Origin of the sequence: Burkholderia sp. SRS-25, assembly GCF_004343765.1 — a bacterium.
In the GTDB taxonomy this organism is placed as follows: domain Bacteria; phylum Pseudomonadota; class Gammaproteobacteria; order Burkholderiales; family Burkholderiaceae; genus Burkholderia; species Burkholderia contaminans.
In genome coordinates this window covers 92,802-104,501 of record NZ_PTXM01000003.1, presented here as the reverse complement: position 1 = coordinate 104,501, position 11,700 = coordinate 92,802, and the positions used below count along the sequence as shown (strand labels likewise).

Annotated in this window: 13 protein-coding genes and 2 tRNA genes; 6 read left to right on the top strand and 9 right to left on the bottom strand. The window is 66.8% G+C overall.

Annotated elements, in window-relative coordinates:
- Positions 1-11: 11 nt before the first annotated feature.
- Positions 12-230 (bottom strand): RNA-binding S4 domain-containing protein, encoded by a 219-nt coding sequence (locus C5O79_RS03005; RefSeq protein ID WP_006486208.1) that lies wholly within the window; start codon positions 228-230, stop codon positions 12-14.
- A gap of 269 nt (positions 231-499) precedes the next feature.
- Here C5O79_RS03005 and C5O79_RS03000 point away from each other — a divergent pair, with 269 nt between their 5' ends.
- Positions 500-901: a hypothetical protein gene (locus C5O79_RS03000; RefSeq protein ID WP_046545223.1), complete on the top strand. Its 402-nt coding sequence runs from the start codon at positions 500-502 to the stop codon at positions 899-901.
- Positions 902-1,024: 123 nt separating this feature from the next.
- Here C5O79_RS03000 and C5O79_RS02995 read toward each other — a convergent pair whose 3' ends face one another.
- The 8 genes from C5O79_RS02995 to fdxA form a co-directional block, all read right to left on the bottom strand.
- Complete coding sequence (locus tag C5O79_RS02995; RefSeq protein WP_046545224.1) at positions 1,025-1,807, bottom strand: DUF4088 family protein; 783 nt, start codon at positions 1,805-1,807, stop codon at positions 1,025-1,027.
- 161 nt (positions 1,808-1,968) lie between these two features.
- Positions 1,969-2,307 carry an AzlD domain-containing protein gene (locus C5O79_RS02990; protein WP_039370901.1) on the bottom strand — a complete coding sequence of 113 codons (339 nt, stop codon included), beginning with the start codon at positions 2,305-2,307 and terminating at the stop codon, positions 1,969-1,971.
- Positions 2,304-3,056 carry an AzlC family ABC transporter permease gene (locus C5O79_RS02985; protein ID WP_047850515.1) on the bottom strand — a complete coding sequence of 251 codons (753 nt, stop codon included), beginning with the start codon at positions 3,054-3,056 and terminating at the stop codon, positions 2,304-2,306. The genes C5O79_RS02990 and C5O79_RS02985 overlap by 4 nt, the downstream gene beginning before the upstream one ends.
- Before the next feature lie 109 nt (positions 3,057-3,165).
- A complete protein-coding gene (locus C5O79_RS02980; protein ID WP_047850514.1) occupies positions 3,166-4,062 on the bottom strand; it encodes an AraC family transcriptional regulator in 897 nt (298 codons plus the stop codon).
- Positions 4,063-4,124: 62 nt separating this feature from the next.
- Positions 4,125-4,610 (bottom strand): CreA family protein, encoded by a 486-nt coding sequence (locus C5O79_RS02975; protein ID WP_046545227.1) that lies wholly within the window; start codon positions 4,608-4,610, stop codon positions 4,125-4,127.
- A 120-nt stretch (positions 4,611-4,730) separates the two neighbouring features.
- Positions 4,731-4,806: transfer RNA gene (locus tag C5O79_RS02970), tRNA-Asn, on the bottom strand.
- Between the two features lie 75 nt (positions 4,807-4,881).
- Positions 4,882-4,957: transfer RNA gene (locus C5O79_RS02965), tRNA-Asn, on the bottom strand.
- 102 nt (positions 4,958-5,059) lie between these two features.
- The gene (gene fdxA / locus C5O79_RS02960) at positions 5,060-5,383 is read right to left on the bottom strand and encodes a ferredoxin FdxA (protein ID WP_011351384.1); all 324 of its coding nucleotides are present in this window, start codon (positions 5,381-5,383) and stop codon (positions 5,060-5,062) included.
- A 320-nt stretch (positions 5,384-5,703) separates the two neighbouring features.
- Between fdxA and pncB the strand changes: the two genes are divergently transcribed.
- The 5 genes from pncB (at position 5,704) to rmuC (ending at position 11,675) form a co-directional block, all read left to right on the top strand.
- On the top strand, positions 5,704-6,903 hold the full coding sequence (gene pncB, locus C5O79_RS02950) for a nicotinate phosphoribosyltransferase (RefSeq protein ID WP_046545228.1): 1,200 nt from the start codon (positions 5,704-5,706) through the stop codon (positions 6,901-6,903).
- 88 nt (positions 6,904-6,991) lie between these two features.
- A complete protein-coding gene (locus tag C5O79_RS02945; protein ID WP_046545229.1) occupies positions 6,992-7,654 on the top strand; it encodes a lactate utilization protein C in 663 nt (220 codons plus the stop codon).
- A 43-nt stretch (positions 7,655-7,697) separates the two neighbouring features.
- Positions 7,698-9,128 (top strand): sodium:proton antiporter, encoded by a 1,431-nt coding sequence (locus tag C5O79_RS02940; RefSeq protein ID WP_046545230.1) that lies wholly within the window; start codon positions 7,698-7,700, stop codon positions 9,126-9,128.
- Positions 9,129-9,210: 82 nt separating this feature from the next.
- The gene (locus tag C5O79_RS02935) at positions 9,211-10,200 is read left to right on the top strand and encodes a D-glycerate dehydrogenase (RefSeq protein ID WP_122474515.1); all 990 of its coding nucleotides are present in this window, start codon (positions 9,211-9,213) and stop codon (positions 10,198-10,200) included.
- Positions 10,197-11,675, top strand: coding sequence for a DNA recombination protein RmuC (rmuC, locus tag C5O79_RS02930; RefSeq protein WP_122473690.1), 1,479 nt, complete (start codon positions 10,197-10,199; stop codon positions 11,673-11,675). Before C5O79_RS02935 ends, rmuC begins: the two co-directional genes overlap by 4 nt.
- Positions 11,676-11,700 lie beyond the last annotated feature (25 nt).

Genomic DNA, 11,700 nt, shown 5'->3' with positions numbered 1-11,700 from the left:
AACCGTCGGCCCTAGGCTTCGCGCACGGCAATGCGCGTGTCGCCGAGCAGGACGACCTGGCCCGCACGGATCTTGCAGGTCTTGCGCAGCTCGACCGCGCCGTCGACTTTCACCGCGCCGGACGCGACGATCAGCTTCGCGGTGCCGCCGCTGTCCGCGAGGCCGGTGATCTTGAGAAGGTTGTGCAGCTCGACGTATTCGCCGGTCAGCGTGAAATCCAGATTGGGCATGACGAAGAAGGTGCGCAAAGCGCGGGAGGAATCGCCTCGCATCATACGGCACCGCGGGCCGGCGCGCGAGCGCGGCTGGCCGCCGCTCGCAGTTGTTAGGGAGTGTGAGCCATTCGTCAGCAAATGAAACGGTGGGTAACAGTCTGAGAGATTCGAGAACCGGCCGCGCGGGCCGCGGGTCTTCTGTCGTACCTGCTGCGTGTTGCGGCGGGGACGCGACGGACCGCATCGCTGCGGTTCGGGCTCACAACTTCCTGAGGAGAATTGCCATGTCCAAGATTCGTACGATGCTGATCGGTGCCGCGTTGACGGCGTTCGCCACTTCGGCCGCATTTGCCCAGACGGGTACGGCGGTGCAGGGCGCAGCCGGTGCCGGCGTACAGGCGCAGACGCCGGCGGCGGGTGCCGGTGCCGGCATGCAGGGCAGTGCGGGCGCGAACGCGTCGGGCAATGCGGTCGGCGGCGCAACCGATGCGGTCGGCGCGGCGGCCGATGGTGCGAAGGAGTCGACGTCGTCGGCCGTCCACTCGGCCAAGAAGCACACGAAGCACGCCGCGAAGTCGGCCAAGAGCCATGTCGGCTCGGCCAAGGCGAAGGCCGGTGAAGCAACCGAAGGCGGTGCGTCGGTCGGCGCGGAGGGCGGTGCATCGGCCCAGGGCGCCACGCAGTAAGCGGTGGCCGGCGCCGCGCGACGCTCGTCCTCGACGGCGCGTCGCGACGGTGGCCATCCGACGGCCCGGTTCGCGTTGCGCGAACCGGGCCGCTTTCATCTGTTTATGCGAACGGGCGTGCCGTTACGGTCGCCGTTGGCTCTGCCCTTGTCCCGGACCCTGCGCCGGCCGCGCGGCAGCCGGGGTGAATACGCTGCGCAGCCACGCGGCGAGGCGGGCGAAGACGTCGTATGGCTCCTCGACGAAGATCTCCGGCTTCAGCAGCCGCAGGTACTCCATGATCTGCTGCGCCTCCTGCTTCTGGAACGAACCGTGCGCGAGCCCGAGCCGCAGCAGCCCGCGCAGTTCGCCGAGCTTGTCGCGCGCGGTGCTGCCGACGCTCATCTCGCATGCGAGCTTGGCTTCGTAGACCCGTTGTCGCAGCGATTCCGCGAGCCGCCACGCAGGTGTCTGCATCAATTCCTCGAGCGTCTGGATGTCTTGCGCCGCCCCCTTGATCTGCGAGGCGAGCGGATCGATCAGCGACGGATCGCCCTGCGCTTCGGCGACGATCGCTTTCGCCCAGTCGCGGCACGCCTTCGCGAGTTCGTCGGGGGTCCATTCGGAGCGCGACGCGAAGCCGAAACCGAATTCGCCGGCCTGTCGCATGAGGATCGCGACGACGTCCGGAAATTCCTTGTCGAGCGTGCGTTTCGCCCACGCGTACTGGCCTCCCTGCAGCATCCGCTGCACCGCGTGCTCGGTCAGCGGCACCATGTTGTCGAGCAGCTTGGCGCGCAGGAAATCCTCGAACGACGGCGTCGCGAACTGCGGGTCGAGTTTCAGCGACACGCGAACGAAAGCGTCGTAGTCCTTGCGCAGGGACTCGAGCGTGTCGTCCTTGAGGGAAAGGGTGATCTGGCCCATGAATCGTCTCGATGGCGGCCCGTGCAAGCCGGCGGCCGGCACGGCGCACCGGGACGGGCGCAGCGTCGACTGACCGGTGCGCGCCGAGGCCGGTGGCGGGTCTTCATTCCCTATATCGGCGCGCCGGGCGGAAACTTGAGCGCACGCGACCGAGCGCGTGCTCAGGCCGGCAGCCAGTGGGGCAGCACGATCCCTTGCCAGAAAAAGAACACCGCGAGCCCAACTGCGATCGTCACGAGCGGGCGGCGGGTGGCGGCCGACACGAGCACGGCAGCGAGCGCGCCGACGAGCTGTGGATTGCGCCAGGTCAGCTCGGCCGTGCCGCCGTGCGGCGAAACGACCATCGGCACGATGATCGCGGTCAGCACGGTGACGGGCACGAAGCCGAGCGCGGTTCGCACGAGCGGCGGGAAGGCCAGTCGTTCGCCGAACAGGAACAGCGTCGAGCGAATCGCGTACGTGATGACGGCCATCCCGAGAATCAGCAGCGCGTAGCTCACGATGCAGCCTCCGTGCGCGAGCCGGCGCGCGTGCGTTCGTGCCGCAGCGTGAGTGCGACACCGACCGCGACGCCGGCGGCGACCGCGCCAAGCAGCCCGAGCTTGTACGGCCAGCCCTGCCAGAAATACGCGAGCGTGCCGGCTGTCACGGCTGCCGCGAAATAGCGCAGCGTGCCGAGTTGCGGGACGACGATCGCGATGAAGGTCGCCGCCATCGCGAAATCGAGACCGAGCGACTGCAGACCGGGAAATGCCGCACCAAAGCCGATGCCGGCGAGTGTCCAGACCTGCCAGTTCAGGTACATCGCGAGCCCCGAGCCGAAGAAGTAGTGGGGGCCGATCGTGCCCGGCGGGAAATGCCGGTAGTGCGCATAGGCGACCGCGAACACCTCGTCGGTCATCAGTGCGCCGAGCGTCGCACGCCAGCGCAGCGGCAGGTGTGCGACATAGGGCGCGAGCGTTGCGCTGTACAGCAGGTGACGCAGGTTCACGATCAGCGTGGTCGCGAGCACGACGACGAAGCTCGCGCTGCCCGCGATCAGGCCGAGCGCGATGAATTGCGCGGAGCCCGCGAACACGGCGAGCGACATCAGCGCGCCATGCCATGCGGCCAGCGGACCGCCGCCAACGAGCGTGCCGAAAATCACGCCGAACGGGGCGGCGCCGATCATCATCGGAATCGTGTCGCGCGCACCGTCGAGCCATTCGTTCAATGCGCGGCGGGCAGGCGCTGCGGGTATCGGTTTCAAAGGGGCTCCTCCATGAACGGGAGGATAGCGAGCACGGGATGTGCCCGCTTGTATGTTCTTGCGCTTCCGGGATGGAGCGGTATCGCGGTGGCGGGCCGGACGCTGTGTGTCAGCTCGCCTGCCAGCGCCCGGGCGGCACGCCGAACATGCGTTTGAAATGTCGTGTGAAGTGGCTTTGGTCGACGAAGCCGCTGGCCGCCGCGACGTCGGCGACGGGCACGCCCGCGCGCAGCGGCGCCAGCGCGCGCTGCAAGCGCAACTGATTGCGCCACGCATGCGGCGGCATGCCGGTCGTGCGGGTGAACAGGCGCGCCGCGTGGAACGGCGACAGGCCGGCCGCCTGCGCGACCTCGTCGAGCGTCACCGGGCACACGAGGTCGACGGCGAGACGCTCGCGCATCACGTCGACGCGCGGTTCGTCCGCTGCGAGCGGCGCCGGTCGCGGCAGTGCGTCGGCATGGCGCACGATCAGCGTCGACAACGCGTCGAGCATCGCCGTTTCGGCGGCGAGCGGATCGTAGATGCGTTCGCCGCTCGCCGGATCATGAGCCGGCTGCCCGTGCGTCTGCAGGGGCAGTGCGCGCTCGCTGCCGGCCTCCATCATCCGGTGCGCCAGCGTGAGCCGGGCCGCAAGATCGGCGTCGCGAATCACGCCGGGTGCAAACCACGGCGCGTCCTGTGGGCGGCCGGCGATCGCACGGGTGAGTTCGTGGATGAATTCGACCGGTATGTAGCTGACGCGATAGCACCAGCCTTCATCGGCCGCGCGCGACCCCGTATGCACCTCGCCGGGATTGATGACGGGCACGGAGCCGGTTTCGGCGACATAGCCGCTGCCGCGATAGGTGAAGCGCTCCGCACCTTCGAGAATCACGGGGATCGTGTACGCGTCGTGCCAGTGGGGGGCGAAAGCGTGATCGCGATAGGTGGCCGTGAGGAGGTCCGCGTCCGGCAGCAGCGGCGTGCGCCAGTAGCGTGCGGAGTCGGGAAGGCGGGTGGCGGACATGATCGGGCGCGGAAGCGGTCGAATCGACAGTGTATCGCTCGCGCGCCCGGCAGGCGCGGGCTTTACTTGACCGGAATCGTCGTGCCGGCCGGCATCGGTACCGCGGTGACGGCGTTCTTCGGGCTGCCGCTGACGATGCGGTCGCTGTAGGTCAGGTAGACGATCGTGTTGCGCTTGGTGTCGACCACGCGCACGACGTGCAGGGTCTTGAAGATGAACGACATGCGCTCGCTGAACACGTCGGTCTGCTGCTTGAGCGGCTCCTTGAAGCTGATCGGGCCGACTTGCCGGCACGCGATCGACGCTTCGCTCGGATCCTCGGCGACGCCGAGCGTGCCCTTGATCCCGCCGGTGCGGGCGCGCGACACGTAGCAGGTCACGCCGTTCACGACCGGATCGTCGTACGCCTCGACGACCACGCGATCGGAGCCCGTGACGCGGAAATGGGTGTTGACGCTGCCGACTTCCTCCGCGTGCGCGAGCGGTGCCGCGGCGAACGCAGAAAGCAGGAGAGCGAAGGGGGCTGAGCGGAGGAGGCGGTGCTTCATCGACGGAACCGGATGCGAATGCGGGACAGAGACTCTAGCATGCGCACGGGCCGGGCGATGAAAGCCGAATGGCGGTCCGGAAAAACAAAAGGCCCGTCGCATGACGGGCCTTTCGCTATTTGGCTCCCCGACCTGGGCTCGAACCAGGGACCTACGGATTAACAGTCCGGCGCTCTACCGACTGAGCTATCGGGGAATAAATCGGTACATCTGCATGCTTGTTTGTCTATCAGCAAAAAGCCCGTCCACTTTCAACGGGCCTTTGCGTTTTTGGCTCCCCGACCTGGGCTCGAACCAGGGACCTACGGATTAACAGTCCGGCGCTCTACCGACTGAGCTATCGGGGAACAAACAACAACAGCAGAGAAACGAGATTATATGGAGCGTTGATCAGGTCGTCAATACTTTTGAGTCGCGGCGCACAAAAATTTTTTGCGGCCGCTGCGCGATCAGCGCTCGAGCAGGTGCAGCTTGTCCTGCACGTCCTTCCACTCGTCCGCGTCGGCGGGTGCCGGCTTGGTCTTCGTGATCGACGGCCAGTCCTTCGCCAGCTCGGCGTTCAGCGCGGTGAACTGCTGCTGGTCGCCCGGAACGTCTTCTTCGGCATAGATCGCATTGGTCGGGCACTCGGCGACGCACACGGCGCAGTCGATGCACTCGTCCGGATCGATGGCGAGAAAGTTGGGACCTTCACGGAAGCAATCCACCGGGCACACATCCACGCAGTCCGTGTATTTGCACTTGATGCAGCCTTCGGTCACAACGTGAGTCATTAAAACGCTCCTGCTTGGCGGTATATATGGGGTGGCGTTTGCGCCAAAACCGGCATTGTAACTGAAGCGCAAAACCCGCATGGCGTGGTCGGCTATCCGGCTTATATCGTTTCGTGATTAGTTTATGGGGCGCCTCCGGCGCGCGTTGAAGGGGCGCACCAGCGGCAGTGCGTGTTCCTTACGCAGGAACGGGCACGCGACCGCAGCAGGGCGGCAGGCGGTTTCACGATGGTCGGGCCCGCATTCGGGTAACATGGCCGGCAGACCGGGCGGCGCGCGGTGCGCCGAGGCCCTGTCACGATATTGGCGGTGCCGCAATCATGATCATCACTTCGCTGCTCGACACGGATCTCTACAAGTTCACGATGATGCAGGTCGTCCTGCATCACTTCCCCGCTGCAAGCGTCGAATACCGTTTCCGGTGCCGCACGCCCGGCGTCGATCTCGTGCCGTACATCGACGAGATCCGCGACGAGGTGCGCGGCCTGTGCGCGCTGCGTTTTTCCGACGTCGAACTCGACTACCTGCGGCGGATGCGTTTCATCAAGAGCGATTTCGTCGACTTCCTCGCGCTGTTCCACCTGAACGAGAAGTACATCTCGATCACGCCGTCGCCGAAGGGCAATGGTGAAATCGACATCGAGATCACGGGGCCGTGGCTGCACACGATCCTGTTCGAGATCCCGGTGCTCGCGATCGTCAACGAAGTGTATTTCCGCAATACCCAGCGCGAGCCCGACTATCGCGAAGGCCGCGAGCGGCTGCGCGAGAAGATCAAGCTGCTCGGTGCGAAGCCCGAATTCGCCGACTGCAAGATCGCCGACTACGGCACGCGCCGGCGCTTCTCGAAGGTCTGGCACGAGGAGGTCGCGCTCACGTTGCGCGACGGCCTCGGCCCGCAGTTCGCGGGCACGAGCAACGTGCTGTATGCGATGAAGCACGGCATCACGCCGCTCGGCACGATGGCGCACGAGTACTTGCAGGCCTGCCAGGCGCTTGGCCCGCGGCTGCGCGATTCGCAAATCTACGGCTTCGAGATGTGGGCGAAGGAATACCGCGGCGACCTCGGGATCGCGCTGTCGGACGTCTACGGGATGGATGCATTCCTGAACGACTTCGACATGTACTTCTGCAAGCTGTTCGACGGCGCACGCCACGATTCGGGCGATCCGTTCGAATGGGGCGAGCGGATGCTGCGCCATTACGAGGTGAACCGTTGCGACCCGCGTACCAAGGTGCTCGTGTTCTCGGACGCACTCGACATCCCGAAGGTCATGCAGTTGTACGAACGTTTCCGTGGCCGCTGCAAGCTCGCGTTCGGCGTCGGCACGAACCTCACCAACGATCTCGGCTACGTGCCGCTGCAGATCGTGATCAAGATGGTCCGCTGCAACGGCCAGCCGGTCGCGAAGCTGTCGGATTCGCCGGGCAAGAGCATGTGCGACGACAAGGCGTATCTCGCCTACCTGCGCCAGGTGTTCGGCATCGCGCAGCCGGTCGAGGACGACGCGTCGAAGTAAGCGTCGGCCGAACGGCCAAAACTGCGTGGCGGCGGGGGCGGTCGGTATAATCCGACGGTATCGCCCGCCAACGTCACGAGGACCGTTCATGGACACTTCCGCTGCCCGTCGCCAGATCCTCGCGCGCATTCGCGCGGCACAGGGGCGCGCGGCCGAACCCGATGCGGCCGAGCGCGACGGCGTTGCCGACTATCTCGCCCGTCATCCGGAAGGCCCGCGCCCGCCGGTGCCGGCCGATCTCGTCGCTGCATTCGTCGACGAAGCGGCACGCCTGTCGACCTCGGTCGACGAAGTCGCGACGCTTGCCGACGTACCGGCCGCCGCGGCCCGCTACCTTTCCGCTCACGGCCTGCCGACGCAGGCCGTCGCGTGGCGCACGCTGGCCGATTTCGACTGGGCGGGCGCAGGCCTGTCGGTCGAATGCCGCAAGCCGCGCGACGGCGATCTGGTCGGCCTCACCGGCTGCTTTTGCGCGACCGCCGAAACGGGCTCGCTGGTGCTGCTGTCCGGCCCCGACACCTATGCGTCGGCCGGCCTGCTGCCGGAAACGCATATCGCAATCGTTCCCGCGTCGCGGATCGTCGCCGGTCATGAAGACGCCTTTGCGCTGATCCGCTCGGAGCGCGGCGAATTGCCGCGCGCGGTCAACTTCGTATCGGGCCCGTCGCGCACGGGCGATATCGAGCAGACCATCGTACTGGGCGCGCACGGCCCGTACCGCGTTCACGTGATCGTCGTACGGGGCGCATGACGCGCCCGCTGCATCCACTACCACTCGAACAAGGAAGTTCTGCATGAAACGACATGCCGCCTGGGCGGGCATGGCGTCGGGGATCGCGCTTGGCGCCGCCCCCGCGCTTGCCTCGGCCGCAACGCTCGACGGTGCCACGCTGTCCGCTCTCTGGGGCATCCCGTTCGCCGGGATCCTGCTGTCCATCGCACTGTTCCCGCTTGTCGCCCCCGTGTTCTGGCATCACCACTTCGGCAAGATTGCGGCCGCGTGGGCGGTCGTGTTCCTGATCCCGTTCGCGTTCGCATTCGGCGCGGGCACCGCGTTCGGCACGCTCGTGCATGCGCTGCTCGAGGAATATATCCCCTTCATCGTGCTGCTCACCGCGCTCTATACGGTCGCGGGCGGCATCTGCGTGAACGGCAACCTGCACGGCACGCCGAAGCTGAACACCGCGATCCTCGCGCTCGGCACGCTGCTCGCGAGCGTGATGGGCACGACGGGCGCCGCGATGCTGCTGATCCGGCCGCTGCTGCGCGCCAACGACAATCGCAAGCATGTCGTGCACGTCGTGATCTTCTTCATCTTCCTCGTCGCGAACGCGGGCGGCTCGCTGTCGCCGCTCGGCGATCCGCCGCTGTTTCTCGGTTTCCTGAATGGCGTGAGCTTCTTCTGGACGACCACGCACCTCGCATTGCCGATGCTGTTCATCTGCGTGGCGCTGCTCACGCTGTTCTTCGCGCTCGATACGTACTTCTACCGGAAGGGCGGAGAGGAGCGGCCGGCCGTGCTCGACCCGACGCCCGACAGCGACCGGCTGTCGATCGACGGCAAGATCAATTTCGTGCTGCTCGCGGCCGTGATCGGCCTGGTACTGATGAGCGGCGTGTGGAAGCCGGGCATCACGTTCGATGTGTGGGGTACGCACGTCGCATTGCAGAATCTCGTGCGCGACGTCGCGCTCGTGGGCGTGACGCTCGCGTCGCTCGCGCTGACGCCACGCTCTGCGCGCGAGGGCAACGCGTTCAACTGGGCGCCGATCGAGGAAGTCGCGAAGCTGTTCGCGGGGATCTTCGTGACGATCGCACCGGTGATCGTGATCCTGCGCGCCGGTGCCGACGGTGCGTTCGCGCAGATCGTCCATCTCGTCACGGGGCCGGACGGCAAGCCGATCGACGCGATGTACTTCTGGGCGACGGGCATCCTGTCGTCTTTCCTCGACAACGCACCGACCTATCTCGTGTTCTTCAACCTCGCGGGTGGCGATGCACAGTCGCTGATGACGACCGGCGCGTCGACGCTCGCCGCGATTTCCGCGGGCGCGGTGTTCATGGGCGCGAACAGCTATATCGGCAACGCGCCGAATTTCATGGTGAAGGCGATCGCCGAATCGCGCGGCGTGAAGATGCCGAGCTTCTTCGCGTATCTCGGCTGGGCGCTGGTCGTGCTGATACCGGTATTCCTGCTCACGTCGTGGATCTTCTTCACGGCGTAAGCTGACGATTTTCAACCCTGGAGCGGGTGGTCCCTGCGGCGCACGGCGCGCAGCGATCCGCCCGCGGCATGCGGAGATGGCGATGCAGAAGATCTTCGTCGCGCGTCCGATCTTTCCGGACGTGATCGAGCGGCTCAAGCAGTATTTCGACGTCGACTGGAACAACGGCGACGCACTCGCGCCCGACGCGCTCGCCGCGCGTCTGGCCGACAAGGACGGCGCGCTGACGGCCGGCGATCCGGTCGGTGCGGCCGAGCTCGCGGCCGCGCCGCGCCTGCGCGTCGTGGCGAACATGGCGGTCGGCTACAACAATTTCGACATGGCCGCGTTCAACGCGGCGAACGTGCTCGGCACCAACACGCCCGACGTGCTGAACGAGTCGACCGCCGATTTCGGCTGGGCGCTGATGATGGCCGCGGCCCGCCGGATCGCCGAATCCGAGCACTGGCTGCGCGCCGGCCACTGGCAGAAGTGGGCGTACGACGGTTTCCTCGGCAGCGACATCTACGGCTCGACGCTCGGCGTCATCGGCATGGGGCGCATCGGCCAGGCGCTCGCGCGCCGCGCGCGCGGCTTCGGGATGCAGGTGATCTATCACAACCGGTCGCGGGTCGCGCCCGAGATCGAGGCCGAGCTGAATGCCGAATACGTGTCGAAGGACGCGCTGCTCGCCCGCGCCGATCACGTCGTGCTCGTGCTGCCGTACACGAAGGAAAACCATCACACGATCGGCGCGGCCGAGCTCGCGAAGATGAAGCGCACCGCGACGCTGACCAATATCGCGCGCGGCGGGATCGTCGACGATGCGGCGCTGGCCGTCGCGCTGCGCGACGGGACGATCGCCGCGGCCGGTCTCGATGTGTACGAAGGCGAGCCGACGGTCCATCCGGCGCTGCTCGAGGTGCCGAACGTCGTGCTGACGCCGCATATCGCGAGCGCGACCGAAAAAACGCGCCGAGCGATGGCGAACCTTGCCGCCGACAACCTGATCGCCGCGCTGGGCGAAGGGCCGCGTGCAGGGCAGCCGCCGAATCCGATCAACCCTGACGTGATCGGGAAGTCGCGCGCATGACGATGACGTTGTTGCTTGCGGCGGTCGTCGTGCTGGCCGTCGCGCTTGCGGTGGCGATCGTCACGCTCGTGCGTGGCGGTGGCCGCCACGACGATGCGGCGATACTCGGCGACCAGATCGAGGACGCCGCGCATGCGCAGGCGCGCGCGGTCGAGCGGCTCGAACGAGAATTGCGCGGCGAGATCGTCGAGAACGCGCGCGGTTCGCGCACCGAGCTGGCCGGCAGCTTCGCGCAGCTTCAGCAGACGCTCGCCGCGCAACTGACGAGCGTCGCGACGGTACAGAACAACCAGATCGAGGGTTTCGCACAGCAGCTCGGCAAGCTCGTCGCCGGCAATGCGCAGCAGTTCGACGCGATGCGCGAAAGCGTGCAGCGCCAGGCGCAGCAGGCGCGCGAGGAGCAGACGGGCGCGCTCAGGCTGTTCGGCGACACGTTGAACCGGCAGCTCACGCAACTGACCGAAGCGAACGACCGCCGGATCGGCGAGGTGCGCGCGACGCTCGAACAGCGGCTGAAGGAAATCGAGACGAACAACGCGGCGAAGCTCGAGGAAATGCGCCGCACCGTCGACGAGAAACTGCACGCAACGCTCGAGCAGCGGCTCGGCGAATCGTTCAAGCTCGTGTCGGACCGGCTCGAGCAGGTGCATCGCGGGCTCGGCGAGATGCAGACGCTCGCGGCGGGCGTTGGCGACCTGAAGAAGGTGCTGACCAACGTGAAGACGCGCGGCACCTGGGGCGAAGTGCAGCTCGAGGCGCTGCTCGAGCAGATGCTGACGCCCGAGCAGTACGCAAAGAACGTCGCGACGGTGCCGAAGAGCAGCGAGCGCGTCGAGTTCGCGATCCGGCTGCCGGGGCGCGAAGCCGGCACGCATGACGCGCCGCCCGTGTGGTTGCCGATCGACGCGAAATTCCCGCGCGAAGACTACGAGCGGCTGATCGACGCGCAAGAGCGTGCCGATGCGGTGGCAGTCGAGGAAGCGGCCCGCGCGCTCGAAGCACGCGTGCGGCTGGAGGCGCGCACGATCGCCGAGAAGTACGTCGCACCGCCGCACACGACCGATTTCGCGCTACTGTTCCTGCCGACCGAAGGGCTCTACGCGGAGATCCTGCGGCGCCCGGGGCTGACCGACCTGCTGCAGCGCGACTATCGCGTGACGGTCGCCGGCCCGACGACGCTCACCGCGCTGTTGAACAGCCTGCAGATGGGTTTCCGCACGCTTGCTATCGAGCAACGGTCGAGCGAGGTGTGGCAGGTGCTCGGGGCGGTGAAGACGGAGTTCGGCAAGTTCGGCGACGTGCTCGCGCGCACGAAGTCGCAGCTCGAAACGGTCACGCGCTCGATCGAGGCCGCCGAGCAGCGCACGCGCGTGATGAGCCGCAAGCTGAAGCAGGTCGAGGCGCTGCCGGGCGATACGGCGGCAGGACTGCTTGGTGGGGAAGGGGGGGACGGTGCCGATGCGGACGACGCATGACGAACATGGCCGACATCGGCCGGAA

Excerpts from the sequence above, each read along its gene's own strand:
- C5O79_RS03005 (WP_006486208.1), bottom strand. The coding sequence starts at position 230 with ATGCCCAATCTGGATTTCACGCTGACCGGCGAATACGTCGAGCTGCAC.
- C5O79_RS02995 (WP_046545224.1), bottom strand. The coding sequence starts at position 1,807 with ATGGGCCAGATCACCCTTTCCCTCAAGGACGACACGCTCGAGTCCCTG.
- C5O79_RS02975 (WP_046545227.1), bottom strand. The coding sequence starts at position 4,610 with ATGAAGCACCGCCTCCTCCGCTCAGCCCCCTTCGCTCTCCTGCTTTCT.
- fdxA (WP_011351384.1), bottom strand. The coding sequence starts at position 5,383 with ATGACTCACGTTGTGACCGAAGGCTGCATCAAGTGCAAATACACGGAC.
- C5O79_RS02935 (WP_122474515.1), top strand. The coding sequence starts at position 9,211 with ATGCAGAAGATCTTCGTCGCGCGTCCGATCTTTCCGGACGTGATCGAG.
- rmuC (WP_122473690.1), top strand. The coding sequence starts at position 10,197 with ATGACGATGACGTTGTTGCTTGCGGCGGTCGTCGTGCTGGCCGTCGCG.
- C5O79_RS02945 (WP_046545229.1), top strand. The coding sequence starts at position 6,992 with ATGGACACTTCCGCTGCCCGTCGCCAGATCCTCGCGCGCATTCGCGCG.
- C5O79_RS02940 (WP_046545230.1), top strand. The coding sequence starts at position 7,698 with ATGAAACGACATGCCGCCTGGGCGGGCATGGCGTCGGGGATCGCGCTT.
- C5O79_RS03000 (WP_046545223.1), top strand. The coding sequence starts at position 500 with ATGTCCAAGATTCGTACGATGCTGATCGGTGCCGCGTTGACGGCGTTC.
- pncB (WP_046545228.1), top strand. The coding sequence starts at position 5,704 with ATGATCATCACTTCGCTGCTCGACACGGATCTCTACAAGTTCACGATG.
- C5O79_RS02980 (WP_047850514.1), bottom strand. The coding sequence starts at position 4,062 with ATGTCCGCCACCCGCCTTCCCGACTCCGCACGCTACTGGCGCACGCCG.